Raw genomic sequence first — 19670 nt, forward strand, 5'->3', positions numbered from 1 at the left:
TGGCACCCGGCCCACGCGCCTCCGCGGCCCGTGAACCGGGGCCGTCAGTGGGCGCCGACCAGATGGGTGTCGGTCAGCGCGGCGGTGTGCGCGTCCATGCGCTCGGCGGAAAGGATCGCGGCGGCGGTGTCGGCGCGCGACGCGGCGACGACGAGCGCGCGGCCCGCGAGAGCGTGCGCGCGGCGGTGCAGGGCGGCCGGGTCGGCGCCGCTGCGGCCCGCATGGCGGACCGGCGGGGCGCCACGGAGGCGGGAGATCTGGGACGCGATGCGCTCGGCAGCCGCATCGAGACCGAGCTCGTCGGTTACGGCGAGCAGCGCGGAGAGATGTCCGGCGAGCTGGATGTCCAGCTCTTCCTCGCGGCTGCGGTGCGGGTACTCGGCATCGTCGGCCATCGAGGGGAGTGACCTGGTGCGGATCGGCTCGTACATGGGGATGGCCTCCTGCTCACTGTCAGGAGACCATCCTAGCTTAGATTCTGTCTAAGGTTGAGTCGGGTCGTGAATCTTTGCCCGGGACCGGCTCACGGCTGGCTGTAACCGTCGAGGAACCTGCCGATCCGCGTCACCGCGTCCGCCAGATCCTTCGCCGCCGGCAGCGTCACGATCCGGAAGTGATCGGGCTCCGGCCAGTTGAATCCCGTACCGTGCACGACCATGATTTTCTCGGTCCGCAGCAGATCGAGCACCATCTGCCGGTCGTCCTTGACCTTGTAGACCTTGGGGTCGAGGCGCGGGAAGAGATACAGCGCACCCTTCGGCTTGACGCAGGTCACGCCCGGGATCTGGGTGAGCAGGTCGTACGCGACATCCCGCTGCTCCAGGATCCGCCCGCCCGGCAGCACCAGGTCCTCGATCGACTGCCGGCCGCCGAGCGCGGTGGCGACCGCGTGCTGCGAGGGCATGTTGGCGCACAGGCGCATATTGGCCAGGATCGTCAGGCCCTCGATGTACGAGGAGGCGTGCGCCTTCGGGCCGCAGACTGCCATCCAGCCGGAGCGGTAGCCCGCCACCCGGTAGTTCTTGGAGAGCCCATTGAAGGTGAGGACCATCAGGTCCGGGGCGACCGCAGCGGTCGGCGTGTGTGTGGCGCCGTCGTAGAGGATCTTGTCGTAGATCTCGTCGGAGCAGACGACCAGGTTGTGCCGACGGGCGATCTCGGTGAGGCCGCGCAGCATCTCGTCGTCGTACACCGCACCCGTGGGGTTGTTCGGGTTGATGATCACGATCGCCTTGGTGCGGTCGGTGATCTTCCGCTCGATGTCGGCGAGGTCGGGCATCCAGTCGGCCTGCTCGTCGCACCGGTAGTGCACGGCGGTGCCGCCGGCGAGCGAGACGGACGCGGTCCACAGCGGATAGTCCGGGGCAGGTACGAGTACCTCGTCGCCGTCGTCGAGCAGCGCCTGCATCGACATCTGGATCAGCTCGGAGACGCCGTTGCCGAGGTAGATGTCCTCGACGTCCAGGTCGATGCCCTTGGTCTGGTAGTGCTGCATCACGGCACGGCGTGCGGACAGCAGCCCCTTCGCATCGCCGTAGCCGTGTGCGTCGCCGAGGTTGCGGAGGATGTCCTCGAGGATCTCGGGCGGGCACTCGAAACCGAAGGCGGCGGGGTTGCCGGTGTTGAGCTTGAGGATGCGATGACCTGCTGCCTCCAACCGCATCGCCTCCTCGAGGACCGGGCCCCGGATTTCGTAACAGACGTTTGCGAGCTTCGTCGACTGGATCACCTGCATGTCCGCGAGCTTACGGGCGCGTAACGCTGATCGCCCCGTGTTTTCGGCCACCGTGAGGTGGCATGAATGTCCGGTTTGACACATCGGCCGACGAGAGCGGCTTCGTCCCTTCGAAAGGGTTACCCGGACGGGCCGGACACCTGCGGTTTGTGTTGCGGGGGCAGGAGGGAATCGGTTCGGTGTTGTCCTCGTCACCTTCGCCGTCCTCTTCGTCGTGGCCCGCGTCGGCGGCATCGAGATCCTCGGCGACGTGCCGCTGCTCGACTTCCGGCCGGAGCGGGTCGGCTTCGGCCGACCGCGGGCTTCAGGGGGCACGCCGGCCGCTCTCAGATATGCCCGGCGGTTGAGCGGATCGTGTTCCGTCCGCCGGCGGGCCGGGATCGTGCCGGTGACCGGCCGGTACCGGCCGAAGGCGCACTCCCGGACTCCCGCGCACCCTCGCCGCGCGTCAGCACCGGCAGCTGCTGCTCCGGCTCACCGATTTACCGGCGCACAGGGCGCGGGAAGCGTCTGCGCATCGCGTCGATGCAGGTGTCGCGGGAAGTTGGACCGTTGAAACGGAGACGGTCGTACGCGGTGAACGCAGGCTCCAGCGCATCGAGTTCGTCGATCAGAGCGTGCAGTCGCACCGCCCACCGCACCGAACCGGCAGTCGGCTCGTGCGGCGCGGCACTGATCGCGGCCGTCAGGCGGTCCTTGCGCTGGATGGCGGCCGGAGTCACCGAGTGGAGGCATACGTACCGTCCGCTGAGGTACGAATCCCACTCCTCCTCGCCGACGGCCGGTACGGTCCAGTGAGCGGTGAACCAGGCTTCGAGCCGGTGTGTGCCGCCCGCCTCGTCGGCGAGGGAGAACAGATCGGCCGGCACCATCTCGGCCCCGTCGGAGCGCAGGTATCCCGGCAGCGGCAGACGCCGGCCCAGCATCAGCCGGCGGGCCTCGTCGGCATCACGGCCGTGGACTGCGCACAGTTCATCCAGGACGGTGAACTGCGCGCTGACGTACGCGTCGTCGGCATCGGTCATCGGATGCACACCGTTGACCTCGCGGAACCGGTCCGCCAGCTGCCGCTTCAGGTCTGTCGTCGACATACGTGGCCCTCCGCCGCCACCCGCACGGGCGCGTCCCGCGGGGTGCTCCGCACGCTATCGACGGGTTGGTTCGGTGCTCACCGAACGGTGAGGCGGGCCGGTGCGGAGCACGTCGTGATGGCGTAGAAGGGGACGGGACGGAGCTCGCGGCCGGATTCGCCGGATCCCGCAGCCGAGGCCGAACCGGGGCGCGTATCGCGCAACTGCCGCCCCGGCCACCGGAAGGTGGCCGGGGCAGTGCCCTGAGGAACCCTCTCTTTAGGGCTCGTCGCACTCCTTCCAGGCCAGCCGGTAGATGGTGTTGATGGCACCGTCCGTCGAGTCCATCGTCATGAAGCTGGTCGTCTTCTTCGGATCCGATGTCCCTGCGTTGACCCGCACTTCGGTGTTGATGTTGAAGTTGCGCTTTACGCCGCATGCCGCCCAGACCAACTGCCCCCACTCCGTGGAGTCGGACGCCTGCCAGTTGTCGTCGAGGGGCCCCTTGAAGGGGTGATTTCTGGCCGCCGTGTCAGGCGAGCCCTGGAAGTAGTACGACGCCTTCTGCATGGCGGTGGCGCCGGACTGCAGGCTCGCGAAACCGCGGTAGTCGGCGCTGGCGATCGCGTACGTGAAGCCCTGCGGGACATGCACCACCAGGTTCAGCTGGCAGTTCTTCCGGAAGTCGGTCGAGCTCGCGCCCACGCCCACTTTGGCGAGGTACTCGCTGTAGGTCACGGTGAAGGCCGTGTTGTCCTCGGACACGGCCACTGCGGCGGACCCCGGGCGACAGCCCGATCCGTTGACTGTCGCGATGTCGATCGTGATTTTGTCCGGGGGCGCGATGCTCACAGCGGAAGCGTTCTGAGCGGCCAGCAACGAAGCGAGAATTGCCGCTGTCGCGCCACCTGCGAAAAGTGCACGGGACATGATTCTCCCATCGGGAAATGTGAGGGGTTCATCCGGAAGTGACCATGCATAGGCATGATCATGTCAACTCTTCAAGTATTTCGTGGCGCTTCTTGAAGAGCCGGATCGAGTGGAATGGTAGATAGCAGGACAGGGGCTGGCTAGGGCCGTTATCGGCCTCTTGCCGATGTGCCGGAACCGGCCAACAGAGAAAAGCGGCACCGGGGTGCACTTTCGTGACCCTCGGTGCCGCTTTGTAACAAATGTCAGCCGTTGCCGCAGGCGTTGCCGAAGGCCGGGTTCAGCAGGGCGATCACATCGACGGTGTTGCCGCAGGCGGCGACCGGCACGTGAATCGGAGCCTGAACGACGTTGCCCGACAGGATGCCGGGGGAGCCGGCAGCGGCACCTTCGGCACCCGCGTCCGCCATGGCGGGGGCAGCGCCGCCCAAAGCCATGACGACGCCCGCGACAACGACTGCAGCCTTCTTGTGCTTCATTATTTTGATCCTTTCAGCAGTGGTGTCGTACGCAAGCCCGACCTTCGCGCTGCGCTGCCAGTTCCCTGTTCATGAACACCTCTGCAGGACTAGTAACGACTGGATTCCCGCGAAGAAACCTCGGTATGGCCGCCGTCCCGAAAAGTCACTCGTATGCAGCACGGCGGTTTATCGGACCGCCAGGAAGACTATTGCGGGGATGATCTCCCACTGCTCGGGGCATTCCCGTCCTGCTCGTGTGCGGCCGTTTGTGAATACCGGCGGAGGGTCTTCAAGAGGCCCTCCGCCGGTGAGGCAGATCGTCGCACGTATCCGGATGCGCCATGCCAACAGGAAGCACGACTGCCCCACGACGCAATGCGCCGCCGGCTGGAGGCTTGTACCCGAATAGATCCCGGTACGGTCTGCTCCGCCATTCCATCACTCCCTGGCGACCGCCCGGCCCCGTATTCACCCGTTTGCTGAATGAATTCCGAGAGGCCGACAGAATTGCTGATCGAGACGTTGTTTGGACGTCCAGTGCGAAATCGAAACGATGAGGTGCAATGTGAAGATCCGAAGACCGGTCCGCCCGGTCGGCGAAGCCGCGGATTCACTCACATGGCCCACATCGGCACGCTCGTAGGGTAATTGGGCTGAACAGGGGTACCGGCGTCGTCGGCCGTGTCATCTCCATGCGTATCCCGTTTCGATCTATGTGAGCCCTAACGTTGGGCAGAACATCGAGCAGAAGGTGCTATTTCCCATGAAGACTGCCAAGAAGGCCGCCCTGGTGCTGGCCACCGCTGGTCTCGCCGCCGGTGCCGCCTCCGGATCCGCGTTCGCCGATGCCGGTGCGGACGGCGCCACCGCCGAATCGCCGGGCGTCGTCTCCGGCAACCAGGCCCAGGTTCCGGTGCACGTCCCGGTGAACGTCTCGGGCAACACCGCCAACGTGATCGGCCTCCTCAACACGGCCTCCGGCAACGTCGCCTCCAACGGCTGAGCCGAGCTTCGCCACGCCAGGGTGGCGCCGCCGGTACCGACCGGTGGCGCCACCCTGGTTGCTGTTCCGGGCCGGGCATCCAGCCGGAAAGTGCGACCGCCGACGGCCGCGCCCCCCGGACGCGCTGCCGCGGGCGGCCCGTTCCGGCCGCCCCGGTCGCCACCACGGAGCCGAGAACGATCGCGGCAGCCTTTGAACGTTTCCTCTCTCCGCATCCTTTCCGCGGCCGCGTTTCTCGCCGCCGTCGGCATCGGTAACGACGCCTGACCGCGGGAGAAACTTCTGGATCCAGCATTTCGGTACCGGCGAGTCCGACGTGATTTCCCACCGACTTTCTGACAAAGTGCACTCCTGCTTTGTTGCGTTGAACCAACATGGAGAGCCAGTCATGGCGAAGTCGCCGGGCTTCGCCCCGCTAAGCGCCCGCTGTTCAAGCGACTCGGCACGCGTACGGGGCGGGAACGGCAACGCGTTCTCTTTGTGCCGGCAGATTCTCGCTGCTGATTTTCACGGCGCCGCCGCTCGCCCGAGCCAGGTCTGAAGTCCGCGTACGAAGAGAGCCGCCCGTGCCGCAGAGAAGTTGGACTGAGAAGAACCAACTGACGGTTTTTCACCTGGTTCAGCCGGTGGACGGGGGAGTCGCGCGTGTCGTCACCGACCTCGTCAGGGCGCAGGTCGCCGAAGGCTTTCTCACTGTCCTGGCCTGCCCTCCCGGCGGGACGCTCGCGTCGGACGCCGCGGCGTCCGGAGCCCGGGTGCACACCTGGTCCGCCGAAGGCGCCCCGGGCCTCCCGCTGGTCAGGGAAGTCCTGGCCGCAGCCAGCCTCATCCGCCGCAGCAGCCCCCATCTCGTGCACGCGCACAGCGCCAAGGCCGGGCTCGCCGCCCGGCTCGCCGTACGCGGACGTGTGCCGACCGTCTTCCAGCCGCATGTCTGGTCCTTCGACGCGCTGGAAGGGCGCGCCGCCGGACTGGCGCTGAAGTGGGAGCGGTACGGGACCCGTTGGGCCACCCGGACCCTGTGCGTCAGCGAGACCGAGCGAAGTGCCGGGGAGCAGGCCGGAATCGCCGCCCGCTGGGCCGTCATCCGCAACGGCGTCGACCTGAGCCACTTCAGTCCCGACGACACGCTGAGCGGCGCGTACGCGCGGGCCGCTCTGCCGCAGCTGGACCACATCCCGGCCGCCGCGCCCCTGGTGGTCTGCGTCGGCCGGCTCTGCCGGCAGAAGGGCCAGGACATTCTGCTGCGAGCCTGGCCGCAGGTGAGCGCGGCCGTGACCGATGCCCATCTGGTGCTGGTCGGGGACGGGCCCGACCGCGAGGCGCTGACCCGGCTCGCCCCGCCGGGCGTGGTGTTCGCCGGGGAGTGCCGGGACACCAGGCCATGGTTCCGGGCGGCGGACGTGGCCGTGCTCCCCTCTCGCTGGGAGGGCATGGCGCTCGCCCCGCTGGAGGCGATGGCCTGCGGCCTGCCGGTCGTGTTGGCCGACGTCAGCGGGGCCAGAGAGAGTCTGCCGCCAGGCCACGAAGCTTTCGGACTCGTGCCGCCCCAAAACCCGCCCGCCCTCGCGGCGGCGCTCATCACGCTGCTCGCCAGGCCGGAACTACGGCAATCCGTCGGCCGCCAGGCCCGGACCCACGCACGGGCGACACACGACGTGCGGGACACCGCCGCGGCAGTCTCCCGCCTTTACCGGGAACTGCTGCACCACCTGCCTCCGCGTCAGGAACTGCTGGGCTCGGCCCGACACACGACGAGGAGGCGCACCCGGCGATGACCACGAAGAGCGCGCCGGAGCCCGTTGGGGTGTTCGTGCCCCAACTGCCCGGGCGCGGCCTTGCGGTCGCCCGGCACGCAGCGGTCAGGCCGGCGCTGCGTACCGGCCTCGGCGCCCGCCGGCCCGCCCTCTCCCCGTCCTGCAGGTCTGCCGCGGACACCACCCCCTCGACCGAGAGAACAAGCCGATGACCGACTCGCCCCAGCAGGAGCCCGCTGTCCCCGGATCGTTGTCGCGAGGAATCGGCGCACTCCTCGAGAGAATCACCCCTCCACCCAACTGGTGGGCGCTGCCTGCCGTACTCCTCGGCACGGTCTGCGCAGTCGCCTGCGGCGTGTTCGCGACACCTCAGTACGCGGCCGTCAGTCATGTCGTCGCTGTGTCCAACGCGGACGTTCAGCCCGGTGCGGCCCCCGGCTTCTCCCAAGGGATCCCGCCGACCGTGCCCGTATCCGCCGGCGAGTGGGAGCTGGTGTGATGGCCGGGGAGCGAACGGTCATCTCCGTCAGGCTGTGCAGCGATCCCCGCGACTTCGCCGGACTCCGGCCGGAGTGGGAGGCGCTGCAGCGCCGGTGCGCCACGGCCACGCCCTTCCAGAGCCACGCCTGGCTCCTCTCCTGGTGGCTCTCGTACGGGAGTGGCGGCCTGCTCCGTGTCGTCCTCGTACGCCGTGGCGGACGTCTCATCGCGGCCGCGCCCCTGATGCTCGTACACCGTCCGCTGCCGCTGCTCGTGCCGATGGGAGGCCCTATCTCCGACTTCGGCGACATCCTCGTCGACGACGAGCACACGGAGATCGCGGTCACGGCGCTGGAGCGGGGGCTGTACCGCGCCGCCCGGCACGCGGTGATCGAGCTGCGCGAGGTACGGCCGGGGGCGGCGGCCGAGCGGCTGTACGAGGCGTGGACGGGTGCGCGACGGCAGCTCACGGACTCGGTCTGTCTGGAACTCCCCGCCGCTCCGGTCGAGGAGCTCGTCAAGCGGCTGCCGGCCGGCCGGGCGCTGCGCCTTCAGGCCGAGCTGCGCGAGATCGACGCGCTGAAGATCGAGAACTACGCGGTGCCCGAGCACGAGGTGCCCGCGGCCGTCGACCATCTGCTGCGGCTGCACGAACTCCAGTGGCGGGGACGGGGGGTGGCCGTGGAACACCTCAAGCCGCGCTTCGCGGAGCATCTGGTGCGGGCGACGCAGCGAATGGTGCGGGACGGCGAGGCCTCGCTGACCGAGTTCCGGCTGGACGGCGAGGTGGTGGCGGCCAATGTGGCGCTGCAGTCGGGGTATCTGACGGGCGGCTATCTGCACGGCGCCCACCCGGGGCTGCGGGAGAAGAATGTCGATGTGGCGACAATGCTGCTGCGGCACGACGCGGAGCTCGCCGCGCGCACGGGCCGGCGGGTTCTGAGCCTGCTGCGGGGGGACGAGGCGTACCAGAGTCATTGGCGTCCGCGGGCCGTCATCAACCAGCGGCTGCTGCTGGCCAGGTCCGGTCTGGAGCCCGCTCTCCGGCTGCGCGCCGCGCAGGCGGACCGGCGCGAGAGCGGGGCGGGGGTCGTGAAGACACGGCTCCGCGGCGCGCGCGGATGGCGTGCGCGCCTGAACGACTGGCGGGCGGCCTAGCGCGGCCGGCCGCCGAGACGGCCTCGTCGCCCGGCTGTGCGTCCGTGGTCGTTGGCGTTGTCAGGCCGGATGCGGGTCGTGGAGCCAGCCCCTGCGCTGCGTCGGGGGGTCGGGGCGGGCGTCGGTTTCGCCCGCCGGCTGGGGCGGATAGTGAGCGAGGCGGGTCCACTCGATGTCGGGCCGGCCCGGCAGGGTGCGGCCGGCCGCTGCCCACTCCCGCTCGAGCTCTTCGTAGATCGGGCTGGTGCCGGCGGGCGGACTCGTCGGATTCGGGGCTGAGAGCGTCTGGACGCGCTGCCATCGAGCAGGCGCGGTAGTCCTTGCCATAAGCGGCAAACGCGCGCCCGCGGGCGAAGTCACTGCGAGGGTACGGAGCGGGGGGACAGCAGGAACGGTTTTTCGACCCTGGCGCGCGTGTCGGTGAGGTTCGTGCCGACAACAGGGTGCAAAGTGGGGTGTTTTGCTCGAGGGCCGTGGCGAGCGTGATGATACGGAAAACAGTCCCCGGACGGGGGGCGAGGCGACACATGGCGTCCGCTCTGCTGCCGTCGGTACCGACGGCGGGCGTGACTGCCTGTCAGGGCGGTTGCGGAGCCCGCGGGTCCCGCGCTCGTCTGACCGGATTCCGTACCTTGTCGACCGACACGAATGCGCCAACAATGCGCATGACAAACCGAAGACCCTTCGGTCACTGAAGTCGCAAGAGGGGACCCCCACATGAACAAGCCTCTCGTCGGCGCGCTCCTCGCCCTGGCACTCCTCGGGGCGGGCGCGGCACCCGCGATCGCGGTCACCGCCGCCGACGCGGCACCGGCCGCCAACTCCGCCGCACCCCAGGCCGACGTCAAAGCAGTCGACTTCGCCGGGACGGTGGCGCTCAGCAACTGTTCCGGATCGGTGGTGCGGATGCCCGCATCGGAGCCCGACGACCCCGCCCTCGTACTCTCCAACGGGCACTGCATCGAGAGCGGCTTCCCGGCCGCCGGCGAGGTCATCGTCGATCAGCCGTCGAGCCGTACTTTCGGCCTTCTCAACTCCGCGGGCAGCAGGGTCGCCACACTGCGCGCCAGCAAGATCGCATACGCGACGATGACGGACACCGACATCTCGCTGTACCAACTCACGCGCACCTACGCCCAGATACAGAGCAGCTACGGCATCAAGGCGCTCGAGATCAACGCCGCGCACCCGGTGCAGGGCACCGCAATCAAGGTCGTATCCGGGTACTGGAAGCGGATCTACAGCTGCAACATCGACGGCTTCGCTTACCGCCTCAAGGAAGGTGAGTGGACCTGGAAGGACTCGGTCCGCTACACCTCCAGCTGCAAGACCATCGGCGGTACGTCCGGCTCGCCCGTCGTCGACAACGCCACCGGCAAGGTCGTCGCGGTGAACAACACCGGCAATGAGGACGGTCAGCGCTGCACCGACAACAACCCGTGCGAGGTGGACGAGAACGGGAACGTGACAGTGCGCGAAGGCATCAACTACGGACAGGAGACCTACGGGATCGTGCCGTGCGTCGGCCTCGACAACAAGATCGATCTGGGGCGGCCGGGCTGCGCGCTGCCGAAGCCGTAACGCCCGCAGTGCCGTGACCCGGCCCGGGGTCACGCCGGACCTCGGGCCGGGGTCCCGGGGCGGGAGGCTCCCGCCTCCGGCTATCCGTTCGTATGTTCGAATACCGAGGTACCCTGGAGGCATGGCAGCACACCTCCAGGGTTCGCTCTTCGACCAGACCGACGAGATCCGTCTCGGTCCGCTGAAGGACATACGGCGGACCGTGCTCGGGGACGGGGCGTGGATCGACGTCCTGCCGGGATGGCTCGGCGGGGCGGACGCACTGTTCGAGGAGCTGGCGGCCGGTGTGCCGTGGCGGGCCGAGCGGCGCCAGATGTACGAGCAGGTGGTGACGGTGCCGCGGCTGCTCGCCCACTACCGGGAGGACGACGCACTGCCGCACCCCGTCCTGGACGAGGCCCGCACGGCCCTCTCCGTCCACTACGCCGATGAGCTCGGCGAGCCCTTCGTCACGGCCGGACTCTGCTACTACCGCGACGGCCGGGACAGCGTGGCCTGGCACGGTGACACGGCAGGGCGGGCATCCCGGGAGGACACCATGGTCGCGATCGTCTCCGTCGGCGCCCCGCGCGATCTGGTGCTGCGGCCCAGGGGCGGCGGCCGGCTCCCGGTGCGCAGGCCGCTCGGGCACGGCGACCTCATCGTGATGGGCGGCTCCTGCCAGCGGACCTGGGAGCATGCGGTGCCGAAGACGGCGCGCTCGGTGGGGCCCCGCATCAGCATCCAGTTCAGGACGCGGGGCGTGCGCTAGCCGGGGCGGTGGTCCGTCCGGCGGACCGAGCGGCCGGCCAGCACGTCCGAACGCCGGCCGTCCTCGATCACGAACCTGCCGTCGATCAGCACATAAGGGATACCGGTCGGCAGCGTACGCGGGGACTCGAAGGTCGAGCCCGCCGCGACCGTGTCCGGGTCGAAGAGGACCAGGTCCGCGCGGTATCCCTCGCGGACCAGGCCGCGGTCCGGCAGGCGCAGGCGGGCCGCCGGGCGGGAGGTGAGGTGGGCCACCGTCTCCTCCAGGCTGAGGACGCCCAGCTCTCTCGCGTAGCGGCCGAGGTAGTGCGGGAACGTGCCGTACGCGCGCGGGTGCGGCTTGTCGCCCTGGAGGATGCCGTCGCTGCCGCCCGTGTGCACCCGGTGGCGCATGATCTGCCGGACGTTCTCCTCGTGGCCGACGTGCTGGAGGATCGTCGAGCCGAGCCGGTCGTCGATGAGCAGCCGGCGGGCGGTGACCCACGGCGCCTCGCCGCGCTGGGCCGCCGACTGCGCGATCGTCCTGCCGACGCAGCTCGCGAGCCCCGGGTCGCTCACGCCCGAGATCTCGATGGTGTCCCACTCGATGGGTACGCCGTGGCAGCCGTCCGCGCCGATCTCCTCCATATGGTGGCGGATCTTCTCGGCGGTGGAGTCGTCGCGCAGGCGCGCCAGGACCGCGTCCGGGCCGCCTTCGCCCGCCCAGCTCGGGAGCATCGCGGCGAGCGTGGTGCAGCCGGGGGTGTACGGGTACGTGTCGAGGCTGATGTCCGCGCCGGCGGCCAGCGCGTCGTCGAGCAGCGCGAGCAGATCGGGAGCCCTGTCCTTGTTCACGCCGAAGTTCATGGTGGCGTGGGCGAGATGAAGGGCGCAGCCGGCGTCGCGGGTGAGGGAGACCATCTCCTCGTACGCCTGGAGAGCCCCGGCTCCGTACGAGCGGTGGTGGGGGCAGTAGTAGCCGCCGTAGTGCGCCACCACCCGGCAGAGCTCGGTGAGTTCGGCGTCGCCCGCGTACATGCCCGGGGTGTAGGTGAGGCCCGAGGACATGCCGACCGCGCCCTGTTCGAGGCCTTCGGCCACGAGCTGCTTCATCCGGGCGAGCTCGGCGGGGGTCGCGGGGCGGTCGTCCCAGCCCATCGCGTACATCCGGACCGTGCCCTGCGGGACGAGGTACGCGGCGTTGACGGCGATGCCCTGCCGGTCGAGCCGGTCGAGGTATTCGCCGACGGTACGCCAGTCGAAGTCGATGGTTGTGTCCCCGGGCGCACCACCGTTCCAGCCGGTGATCGCCTTGCGGACCTCGGCGAGGGTCGGGTCGTCCACCGGCGCGTACGACAGGCCGTCCTGGCCGAGCACTTCGAGGGTGACGCCCTGTGCGGCCTTGGCCTCGTGCGCGGGGTCGCGGAGCAGCGCGAGATCGCTGTGCGCGTGCATGTCGATGAAGCCGGGGGACAGGGCGAGGCCGTGCGCGTCCAGGGCGCGGTTCCCGGGCAGGGCGGGATCGCCCTCACGGCGCACGGCGGCGATACGGCCGCCGTCCAGGCCCACGTCGGCGCGGTACGAGGGTCCGCCGGAGCCGTCGATGACGCGTACGTCGCGGAAGACGAGGTCCATGTCCCGCCCTCTCAGAAGAAGGTGCGGATGTAGTCGGTGACCGTGCCGTCCGCCTCGACCAGCGGGATCAGCTGCCACTTGTCGAAGCTCGTGCACGGGTGGGACAGGCCCATGCCGACCCAGTCGCCGACCTCGAGCTCGGCCTCCGCGGTCGTGCGGACCCAGCCGTGCTGGTCGGACAGCCCGCTGATCGTGATGCCGTGCGCCGGGCGGATCTCACCGGTGCGGCCGTCGCGGACGACCTGGGCCTCGGGGAGATCGAGGTCGTATGCCGCGTCGCGCTTGCCCGCGTTGACGAACGCCTGGTCGGGGGAGGGGCGGGAGACGACCTGGGCCCAGAGGCGGAAGGCCGGCTGGAGGGCGCCCTCCTGCGGGATGCGGTTGAAGGGGGTGAGGTGGCGGTAGTGGCCGTCGTCGTGCGAGACATACGCGCCGGAACGCAGCAACTTCAGTACGGGAAGGGAGAGTTCGGGGATCGGGGCGAAGACCTCCGCGACCGCGTCGAACCAGGCGCTGCCGCCCGCGCTGACGACGATCTCGTCGGTGGCGGCGAAGCGGCCGGCTTTGTCGAAGTCGGCGGCCAGGGCGGTGAGGCGGCGCAGCCAGGCGCGGACGCGGTCGCCGTCGGCCTGCGGGACCTCGCCCTCGTAACCGGCGACGCCGACGAGGCGGAGGGTCGGGGCGGCGGCCACCGCGTCGGCGACGGCCGCGCAGTCGGCTTCCGTACGGGCTCCGGTCCGGGCACCTTCGCCGGCGCCGAGTTCGACGACGACGTCGAGCGGGCGGGACGCGCCCACCTCGCCGAGGGCCGCGTCCATCAGCTCGACTCCGCGTACGGAGTCGACGTAACAGATGAAGCGGAAGCCGGGGTCGGTGTCCAGCTCGTGCGCGAGCCAGCGCAGGGCGGCCGCGTCGACCACCTCGTTGGCGAGGAAGATGCGCCGGATCCCATAGGCGCGGTAGACGCGGACCTGGTGCGGGACGGCAGCGGTGATGCCCCAGGCGCCGTGCTCCAGCTGGCGGGCGAAGAGCTGCGGTGACATGGAGGTCTTGCCGTGCGGGGCGAAGACGAGGCCGTGGCGCTCGGAGTAGGTCTCGAGGAGGGCGAGGTTGTGCTCGACGGACTCGGCGGACAGGGCGAGTACGGGGGTGGTGAAGCCGCCGGTGAAGAGGTTGCGGCGCTCGGCCGCCAGGGCGCCGACGGTCAGGCCCGCGGTCTCGGCGTCCGGGGGGAGGGACTTGAAGCGGTGGTCGACCGGCTCGTCGGCGAGACGCTCGAGTCGTCCGGCCGCGGTGTCGGCGGTCTCGGCAGCATCGGTGGCGCGGGCAGCCATGGGGCCTCCTCGGGAGATTGCCGTGCAGTGCGTACATTCTGTCGCGTTGCATCCTATGCAACACCCATTGCGTAGTTCGCTTATCGCTGTCTAACATCCGAGCCACGCCGGGTCAATGGTGTCCGGCGGCCGACCAGCGAGGAGCCTGAGCGACTGTGACCGTGACCGTGCCCGGATCCGTCGACGTCGTCTGTCTTGGCGAGTCCATGGTCACTTTCCTGCCGACGCGACCGGGACGCCTCGCCGATGTGCCCTCGTTCGTACGGGGCATCGGCGGAGCCGAGTCCAACGTGGCGTGCGCTCTGGCGGCGTCCGGGCACAGCGCGAAGTGGGTCGGGCGGGTCGGCGCCGACGGCTTCGGTGAGCATCTGGTCGCGGCGATCGCGTCGTACGGCGTCGACACCTCGGCGGTGCAGCGGGATGCGCACCGCCCGACGGGGATCTACTTCCGAACGGCGGGCGAGCGCGCGACGGGTTCGCAGCCAGGCTCGCAGCTGGATTCGCAGCTGGATTCGCTGCCGGGTTCGCGGTGCGAGGAGCGTGACCACGCCGAGGTCTTGTACTACCGGGCCGGTTCGGCGGCGTCCGCCATGTCGCCGGCGACGATGCCGTACGAAGACCTGTGGTCCGGGCGGATCCTGCATCTGTCCGGGATCACGGCGGCACTCTCGGCGGACTGCCTCGCCCTGATGCGCGAGCTGACGACACGTAGGCCGGGCCGCCCGCTCGTCTCGTTCGACGTGAACTACCGCGTGAACCTGTGGCGCGAAGCCGAGGACCCGCGGGTGCTCCTGGATCTGGCGCGGGGTGCGGACATCGTGTTCGTCGGCGAGGACGAGGCGGAGGCGGCGTGGGGCCTGTGCGGTGCGCCGGCGATCCGTGCGGCGCTGCCGGAGCCGGAGGTGCTGGTCGTGAAGCAGGGCGGGCAGGGGGCGAAGGCGTACGTCCGCAGCGGACCCGCCCGCGACACGGTGACCTTCGTGCCCGCCCTCAGCGTCGACGTCGTCGCCCCCGTCGGTGCCGGAGACGCCTTCGCCGCCGGGTTTCTCTCCGCCACCCTGCGCGGCCTGTCCGCCCGGGCCAGGCTGCGGCACGGGCATCTCATGGCCGCCGCCACCCTCACCGTCGCCACAGACCTCGCCGCGCCGCCCGAGCGCGCACACGCCGACCGGCTCGCCGCACTCGGCGCCCGCGCCTGGGGCACACTGCGACTCGGCCCCGGGTGGACCGCGGGCCCCGCGCAGGACCTGCAGGACCAGGTGGAGGTACGTACCGTATGAGCCAGACAGTCGACCGCGCGCTGAGCATCCTTCCGTTGCTCGCCGAAGGACCCGCCGACCTCGGACAGGTCGCGGAACGCCTCGGCGTACACAAGTCCACGGCGCTGCGGCTGCTCCGTACGCTCCATGAACACGGACTCGTCTACCGCCAGCAGGACCAGCGCTACCGCCTCGGCGCCCGCCTGTTCGCGCTCGCGCAGGAAGCCGTCGAGAACCTCGACGTACGCGAGATCGCCCACCCCCACCTCGTCGCGCTCAACGAGCAGATCGGGCACACCATCCACCTCGCGGTGTACGAGGAGAGCGAGGTTCTCTACATCGACAAGGTGGAGAGCCGCTATCCGGTCCGGATGTACTCCCGGATCGGCAAGCCCGTCGCCATCACTGTCGCGGCCGTCGCCAAGCTGCTGCTCGCCGACCTTCCCGAGCCCGAGCGGCGTTCACTCGCCGAGAAGCTCGACTACCCCATGTACACATCCCGTTCGATCCCGAACCACGTCGCGTTCCTCAAGGAGCTCGCCGCGGTGCGCGAACAGGGCTGGGCCACCGACCTCGGCGGCCACGAGGAGTCCATCAATTGCATCGGTGCCCCGATCCGCGGTGCGGACGGCCGGGTCGTCGCCGCCATGTCGGTCTCCGCGCCGAATGTCGTCGTCACCGCCGAGGAACTCCTCACCCTCCTCCCACTGGTGCGCCGCACCGCCGACGCCATCAGCAGGGAGTACTCAGGCAGCGTCAGCCCCTAGTCGCTGCCGGCGGAAAGGCACCCTCCGACCCTGCCGGTCGCACACCCCTCAGAAGAAAGCATGCCCATGACGGACAAGATCGCGATCACCCCGAGCACCCACACCGCACCGCCCGCGAAGTTCTCCCACGGCGTCCGCAAGGGCAACATCCTCCAGGTCGCGGGCCAGGTCGGCTTCCTGCCCGCCGTCGGGGGCCGGCCTCCGACACCCGCGGGCCCGACGCTGCGCGAGCAGACTCTCCAGACCCTGGCCAACGTCAAGGCCGTGCTCGAAGAGGGCGGCGCGAGCTGGGACGACGTGATGATGACCCGCGTCTACCTCACGGACGTGGCCCACTTCGCCGAGATGAACGAGATCTACAACGCGTACTTCGAGGAGCAGGGCCTCAAGGAGCCCGCCTCCGCCCGTACGACCGTGTACGTCGGCCTGCCCAAGGGCCTGCTCATCGAGATCGACGCCCTGGCAGTCCTCGGCTGACCTTCGGCTGATCTTGCACTACCCCGCTCTTCACGGCGCGGCGCTCTCCCCCCGAGCGCCGTGCCGTGATCCCCCACGCCCAAAATCCCCCGAACAACGAGGTCCCCCGCCATGCTGCTCGCCGCTGACGCGCCACCAGAGACCCCACCCCACACGGGCGGTCTGCTCCTGCTCATCGACGGCACCGCCGGTCTGCTGACCGTCGCCGCCCTCGGTATCGCACTCCTTCTCTTCCTGATCATCAAGGTCAGGCTGCAGCCGTTCGTCGCACTGCTCGCCGTCTCGATAGCCGTCGGCCTGGCCGCCGGCCTTTCCGTCACCGAACTCTTCGGCACCGTCCAGAAGTCGGCCGCCGTCTCGGTCATCGAATCCGGCATGGGCGGCATCCTCGGACACGTAGCGATCATCATCGGTCTCGGCACGATGCTCGGCGCGATTCTCGAAGTGTCGGGCGGCGCCGAGGTGTTGAGCTCGCGCCTGCTGAACCTCTTCGGCGAGAGGCGAGCCCCGCTCGCGATGGGCCTCACCGGCCTGATCTTCGGTATCCCGGTCTTCTTCGACGTCGGCATCTTCGTCCTCGCGCCGATCGTGTACGCAGCCGCGAAGCGCTCCGGCAGGTCCATCCTGTTGTACGCGATGCCGCTGCTGGCCGGTCTGTCGATGACCCACGCCTTCCTGCCGCCGCACCCCGGCCCGGTCGCCGCCGCGGGCCTGCTCCATGTCTCGCTGGGCTGGGTCATCCTGATGGGCATCGTCGTCGGCCTCCCCGCGGTCCTCGCCGCCTGGGGCTATGCCGCCTGGATCGGCAAGCGCCTGTTCGTCGAGGTCCCGCAGGACATGCTGGAGGCCGCCGAGGAATCCAGGGCCGCGGTGCTCGCCGAGCAGACCGCCGCGGGCCGCACGCCGCAGGAGCGCCCGATCGGTCTCGGCACGGTCCTGGCCATCATCGGTACGCCGCTGGCCCTGATCCTCGCCGCTACGTTCTCCTCCATAGCGCTGGAACCTTCCACGCTGCGCTCGGTCGTCGAGTTCTTCGGCAACCCCTTCGTCGCCCTGACGATCGCGCTGCTCCTGGCGTACTACCTGCTGGGGTTCCGGCGCGGCTGGTCCCGCAAGTCCCTGGAGTCCGTGTCGACTTCGTCGCTGAAGCCGGTCGGCAACATCCTGCTCGTCGTCGGCGCGGGCGGCGTCTTCGGAGCCGTACTGAAGGCGAGTGGTGTCGCGCAGGCGCTCTCCGACACCTTCAACGGCATCGGTCTGCCGGTCATCGTCCTCGCCTATCTGATCTCGCTGGTGCTGCGCGTGGCGCAGGGCTCGGCGACGGTCGCGATCGTCACCACGGCGGGCATCGTGCTGCCGTTGGTCGAGAACGGCGACCACTCGCAGGCCTTCCTGGCGCTGGTCATCATGGCGATCTCGGCCGGTTCGATCTTCGCCTCGCATGTCAATGACGGCGGATTCTGGATCGTCTCGAAGTACTTCGGCATCACCGAGCGCGACACGCTCAAGTCGTGGACGGTGCTGGAGTCGGTGCTGTCGGTCGCGGGCTTCGCGGTGGCGGCGGCGCTGAGTCTGGTCGTCTAGCCGGCGGATGTGTTGGGGTGCCCCGGGACGGACAGACTCCCGGGGCACCCCTGACGCGCCGGTCCTCAGATCCGGCGGCCCGTCAGCTCGTGCAGTACTGCTGTTCCTTGCCGATCGAGCGGTACATGCAGTCCGAGTTCTCCAGCAGCTGGAGCACCGCGTCCCGGTTGCGGCTCGTCTCGCGCTCGATCACCTCGTCGGGCGGATAGAAGCCGCCACCGCCGAAGCCCGTCGGGTACATCTCGAACGTGTACGAGAAGATCTTCTGGTTGCCCCACAGCCAGTCGTCGATCGAACCGTCCGTGATGTAGAGGTCGCTGGACTGCTCCGGGGTGTAGCCGTTGCTCGCGGCCATCTTCTTGCCCACCGTGGCGAAGGCGTCCCGGTCGTCCTGGGTCATCCCCGGGGCGGTGTCGGAGTTGGTGTAGCCGAACGGCCAGAGCACCAGCTCGCTGTACGTGTGGAAGTCGATGCCCGTCCTGATCTGCTGCTTGCCGCCGACGATCCGGCTGCGGGCGAAGTCGGCGACCACCTTGACCTCGGGCGCGGACTCGGCCCGCGCGCCGCGGTAGGTCTCGGATCCGGCGGAACCGGAAGAGCCGCCGCAGCAGCCCCACTTGTAGTTCCAGTTGCGGTTGGTGTCCGTACCGATCGATGTGGAACCGGAGTTGGGCTGCCGGTTCTTGCGCCAGCTGCGGTAGGTGCCGGTGGCGATGTCGTACTCGCCGCCGTCCGGGTTGACGTCGGGAATGATCCAGATCTCGCGGCCGTTCACGGCGTTGGTGATGCGGGAGTCGGTTCCGTAGTCCTCGCCGAGCTCGCGCAGCAGATACAGCGCCATCTCGACGGTGAGGTGCTCGCGCGCGTGCTGGTGGTGGGTGAAGAGCACCTCGGGCTCGTTCTCGTCCGTCGCGACGTTGTCGCTGACCTTGACGGCGATGATGTCCCGGCCCTGGTAGCTCTTGCCGATGACGCGCTTGCTCATGATGTTCGGGTACTTGGCGATCCGCTGATCGATCTCGGCGGTCGCCTCGGCGTAGTTGTGATAGCGCGAGTCGGCCGACGGGAAGTCGAACGGCTTGACCGCCACGCCGCTCCTGGTTCTCGCCGGGGGAGCGGGCAGAGCGGCGATCTTGTATCCGAGTGCGCGCAGCCGCTTCGCCTCGGTGGCGGTGGCGCTGACGACGAGGGAGTGCTCGTCGGCCTCGTCGACCGAGACACCGGTGGCGGCGATGGCGCTGCGGGCGGCGGCGGTGGCATGGCCCCGGATCTCGTACTGGAGGATCTGCTCCTCCTCGGCGGCGGCCGAGGCTGTCGCGTCGGGGGTGTCGGCTCTGGGGGGCGAGGCGTTGGCGGTGAACGGTGCGGCTACTGCGAGCGCGAGCAGGGCAGCGAGGGTGGCGGTCTTCCTGCCGCTCGGCAATCCGTTGCCGCCGCCGCGTGGGCGAAGTCGCATGCTGTCTCCTGGGTATGGAGTGTGGGGGGTTACTCAGTTGCGACGCACGTGGTGCGGGTGTGTGCGCACATCTTGAGGGTCTGGCATGACCCGGTCAAGAGTGCGCTTCAGCCATCGGCACGCTACCGCGAGGAAGAGCCGAAACGTCGGACCCCTTTGCGTGATCACCCGTACGCCGCCCTGGTGATCCCGGTCACACTCCAGGGCTGGTGACAAGGCCGCCACCCTCCTGGCAGGCGCCGTCGATCGCCGAT

General features: G+C 69.4%; 19 protein-coding genes. 10 read left to right on the forward strand and 9 right to left on the reverse strand.

Going from position 1 to position 19670, the window contains the following annotated elements; all coding sequences use genetic code 11:
• Nucleotides 1-44: 44 nt before the first annotated feature.
• The 5 genes from OG966_RS25885 to OG966_RS25905 form a co-directional block, all read right to left on the reverse strand.
• Nucleotides 45-431, reverse strand: a complete 387-nt coding sequence (locus OG966_RS25885) for an SCO4983 family protein (RefSeq protein WP_326652255.1) — start codon at nt 429-431, stop codon at nt 45-47.
• A 92-nt stretch (nt 432-523) separates the two neighbouring features.
• Nucleotides 524-1735, reverse strand: coding sequence for a pyridoxal phosphate-dependent aminotransferase (locus tag OG966_RS25890; RefSeq protein ID WP_326652256.1), 1212 nt, complete (start codon nt 1733-1735; stop codon nt 524-526).
• A 482-nt stretch (nt 1736-2217) separates the two neighbouring features.
• Nucleotides 2218-2826 carry a DUF6058 family natural product biosynthesis protein gene (locus OG966_RS25895; RefSeq protein ID WP_326652257.1) on the reverse strand — a complete coding sequence of 203 codons (609 nt, stop codon included), beginning with the start codon at nt 2824-2826 and terminating at the stop codon, nt 2218-2220.
• A gap of 258 nt (nt 2827-3084) precedes the next feature.
• Nucleotides 3085-3735 carry a DUF4360 domain-containing protein gene (locus OG966_RS25900; protein ID WP_326652258.1) on the reverse strand — a complete coding sequence of 217 codons (651 nt, stop codon included), beginning with the start codon at nt 3733-3735 and terminating at the stop codon, nt 3085-3087.
• A 245-nt stretch (nt 3736-3980) separates the two neighbouring features.
• Nucleotides 3981-4214, reverse strand: coding sequence for a chaplin (locus OG966_RS25905; protein ID WP_326652259.1), 234 nt, complete (start codon nt 4212-4214; stop codon nt 3981-3983).
• A 745-nt stretch (nt 4215-4959) separates the two neighbouring features.
• Between OG966_RS25905 and OG966_RS25910 the strand changes: the two genes are divergently transcribed.
• From OG966_RS25910 to OG966_RS25925, 4 genes are all read left to right on the forward strand, one after another.
• A complete protein-coding gene (locus OG966_RS25910; RefSeq protein WP_326652260.1) occupies nt 4960-5199 on the forward strand; it encodes a chaplin in 240 nt (79 codons plus the stop codon).
• A gap of 566 nt (nt 5200-5765) precedes the next feature.
• Nucleotides 5766-6977 (forward strand): glycosyltransferase, encoded by a 1212-nt coding sequence (locus tag OG966_RS25915; protein ID WP_326652261.1) that lies wholly within the window; start codon nt 5766-5768, stop codon nt 6975-6977.
• Nucleotides 6978-7164: 187 nt separating this feature from the next.
• Nucleotides 7165-7455: a hypothetical protein gene (locus OG966_RS25920; protein WP_326652262.1), complete on the forward strand. Its 291-nt coding sequence runs from the start codon at nt 7165-7167 to the stop codon at nt 7453-7455.
• Entirely contained in the window at nt 7455-8594 is a 1140-nt protein-coding gene (locus OG966_RS25925) for a GNAT family N-acetyltransferase (RefSeq protein ID WP_326652263.1), read from the forward strand. The genes OG966_RS25920 and OG966_RS25925 overlap by 1 nt, the downstream gene beginning before the upstream one ends.
• A 60-nt stretch (nt 8595-8654) precedes the next feature.
• Here the strand turns inward: OG966_RS25925 and OG966_RS25930 are convergent, their stop codons facing one another.
• Nucleotides 8655-8921, reverse strand: a complete 267-nt coding sequence (locus OG966_RS25930) for a hypothetical protein (protein WP_326652264.1) — start codon at nt 8919-8921, stop codon at nt 8655-8657.
• 390 nt (nt 8922-9311) lie between these two features.
• Between OG966_RS25930 and OG966_RS25935 the strand changes: the two genes are divergently transcribed.
• Nucleotides 9312-10175, forward strand: a complete 864-nt coding sequence (locus OG966_RS25935; RefSeq protein WP_326652265.1) for a S1 family peptidase — start codon at nt 9312-9314, stop codon at nt 10173-10175.
• Nucleotides 10176-10296: 121 nt separating this feature from the next.
• Complete coding sequence (locus OG966_RS25940) at nt 10297-10926, forward strand: alpha-ketoglutarate-dependent dioxygenase AlkB (RefSeq protein ID WP_326652266.1); 630 nt, start codon at nt 10297-10299, stop codon at nt 10924-10926.
• Here the strand turns inward: OG966_RS25940 and OG966_RS25945 are convergent.
• Both OG966_RS25945 and OG966_RS25950 read right to left on the reverse strand, forming a co-directional pair.
• Nucleotides 10923-12539 carry an N-acyl-D-amino-acid deacylase family protein gene (locus tag OG966_RS25945; protein ID WP_326652267.1) on the reverse strand — a complete coding sequence of 539 codons (1617 nt, stop codon included), beginning with the start codon at nt 12537-12539 and terminating at the stop codon, nt 10923-10925. The two genes, OG966_RS25940 and OG966_RS25945, sit on opposite strands and share 4 nt — an antisense overlap.
• Nucleotides 12540-12550: 11 nt before the next feature.
• The gene (locus tag OG966_RS25950; protein WP_326652268.1) at nt 12551-13873 is read right to left on the reverse strand and encodes an amino acid deaminase; all 1323 of its coding nucleotides are present in this window, start codon (nt 13871-13873) and stop codon (nt 12551-12553) included.
• 206 nt (nt 13874-14079) lie between these two features.
• Here OG966_RS25950 and OG966_RS25955 point away from each other — a divergent pair, with 206 nt between their 5' ends.
• The 4 genes from OG966_RS25955 to OG966_RS25970 all read left to right on the forward strand — a co-directional run bounded on the left by OG966_RS25955 (nt 14080) and on the right by OG966_RS25970 (nt 17960).
• On the forward strand, nt 14080-15153 hold the full coding sequence (locus OG966_RS25955; protein ID WP_442806816.1) for a sugar kinase: 1074 nt from the start codon (nt 14080-14082) through the stop codon (nt 15151-15153).
• The gene (locus OG966_RS25960; protein WP_326652270.1) at nt 15150-15899 is read left to right on the forward strand and encodes an IclR family transcriptional regulator; all 750 of its coding nucleotides are present in this window, start codon (nt 15150-15152) and stop codon (nt 15897-15899) included. The genes OG966_RS25955 and OG966_RS25960 overlap by 4 nt, the downstream gene beginning before the upstream one ends.
• A 66-nt stretch (nt 15900-15965) precedes the next feature.
• Nucleotides 15966-16376, forward strand: coding sequence for a RidA family protein (locus OG966_RS25965; RefSeq protein ID WP_326652271.1), 411 nt, complete (start codon nt 15966-15968; stop codon nt 16374-16376).
• A 111-nt stretch (nt 16377-16487) separates the two neighbouring features.
• Nucleotides 16488-17960, forward strand: coding sequence for a GntP family permease (locus tag OG966_RS25970; RefSeq protein ID WP_326652272.1), 1473 nt, complete (start codon nt 16488-16490; stop codon nt 17958-17960).
• Between the two features lie 82 nt (nt 17961-18042).
• Here OG966_RS25970 and OG966_RS25975 read toward each other — a convergent pair whose 3' ends face one another.
• Nucleotides 18043-19416, reverse strand: a complete 1374-nt coding sequence (locus tag OG966_RS25975) for a M14 family metallopeptidase (RefSeq protein WP_326652273.1) — start codon at nt 19414-19416, stop codon at nt 18043-18045.
• Nucleotides 19417-19670: the final 254 nt, after the last annotated feature.

Source organism: Streptomyces sp. NBC_01750 (assembly GCF_035918095.1).
Taxonomy (GTDB): Bacteria; Actinomycetota; Actinomycetes; order Streptomycetales; family Streptomycetaceae; genus Streptomyces.

What these genes read in the sequence shown, in the direction of transcription:
- OG966_RS25885 (WP_326652255.1), bottom strand. Translation starts at nt 431, where the DNA reads ATGTACGAGCCGATCCGCACCAGGTCACTCCCCTCGATGGCCGACGAT.
- OG966_RS25890 (WP_326652256.1), bottom strand. Translation starts at nt 1,735, where the DNA reads ATGCAGGTGATCCAGTCGACGAAGCTCGCAAACGTCTGTTACGAAATC.
- OG966_RS25895 (WP_326652257.1), bottom strand. Translation starts at nt 2,826, where the DNA reads ATGTCGACGACAGACCTGAAGCGGCAGCTGGCGGACCGGTTCCGCGAG.
- OG966_RS25900 (WP_326652258.1), bottom strand. Translation starts at nt 3,735, where the DNA reads ATGTCCCGTGCACTTTTCGCAGGTGGCGCGACAGCGGCAATTCTCGCT.
- OG966_RS25905 (WP_326652259.1), bottom strand. Translation starts at nt 4,214, where the DNA reads ATGAAGCACAAGAAGGCTGCAGTCGTTGTCGCGGGCGTCGTCATGGCT.
- OG966_RS25910 (WP_326652260.1), top strand. Translation starts at nt 4,960, where the DNA reads ATGAAGACTGCCAAGAAGGCCGCCCTGGTGCTGGCCACCGCTGGTCTC.
- OG966_RS25920 (WP_326652262.1), top strand. Translation starts at nt 7,165, where the DNA reads ATGACCGACTCGCCCCAGCAGGAGCCCGCTGTCCCCGGATCGTTGTCG.
- OG966_RS25925 (WP_326652263.1), top strand. Translation starts at nt 7,455, where the DNA reads ATGGCCGGGGAGCGAACGGTCATCTCCGTCAGGCTGTGCAGCGATCCC.
- OG966_RS25930 (WP_326652264.1), bottom strand. Translation starts at nt 8,921, where the DNA reads ATGGCAAGGACTACCGCGCCTGCTCGATGGCAGCGCGTCCAGACGCTC.
- OG966_RS25935 (WP_326652265.1), top strand. Translation starts at nt 9,312, where the DNA reads ATGAACAAGCCTCTCGTCGGCGCGCTCCTCGCCCTGGCACTCCTCGGG.
- OG966_RS25940 (WP_326652266.1), top strand. Translation starts at nt 10,297, where the DNA reads ATGGCAGCACACCTCCAGGGTTCGCTCTTCGACCAGACCGACGAGATC.
- OG966_RS25945 (WP_326652267.1), bottom strand. Translation starts at nt 12,539, where the DNA reads ATGGACCTCGTCTTCCGCGACGTACGCGTCATCGACGGCTCCGGCGGA.
- OG966_RS25950 (WP_326652268.1), bottom strand. Translation starts at nt 13,873, where the DNA reads ATGGCTGCCCGCGCCACCGATGCTGCCGAGACCGCCGACACCGCGGCC.
- OG966_RS25955 (WP_442806816.1), top strand. Translation starts at nt 14,080, where the DNA reads ATGGTCACTTTCCTGCCGACGCGACCGGGACGCCTCGCCGATGTGCCC.
- OG966_RS25960 (WP_326652270.1), top strand. Translation starts at nt 15,150, where the DNA reads ATGAGCCAGACAGTCGACCGCGCGCTGAGCATCCTTCCGTTGCTCGCC.
- OG966_RS25965 (WP_326652271.1), top strand. Translation starts at nt 15,966, where the DNA reads ATGACGGACAAGATCGCGATCACCCCGAGCACCCACACCGCACCGCCC.
- OG966_RS25970 (WP_326652272.1), top strand. Translation starts at nt 16,488, where the DNA reads ATGCTGCTCGCCGCTGACGCGCCACCAGAGACCCCACCCCACACGGGC.
- OG966_RS25975 (WP_326652273.1), bottom strand. Translation starts at nt 19,416, where the DNA reads ATGCGACTTCGCCCACGCGGCGGCGGCAACGGATTGCCGAGCGGCAGG.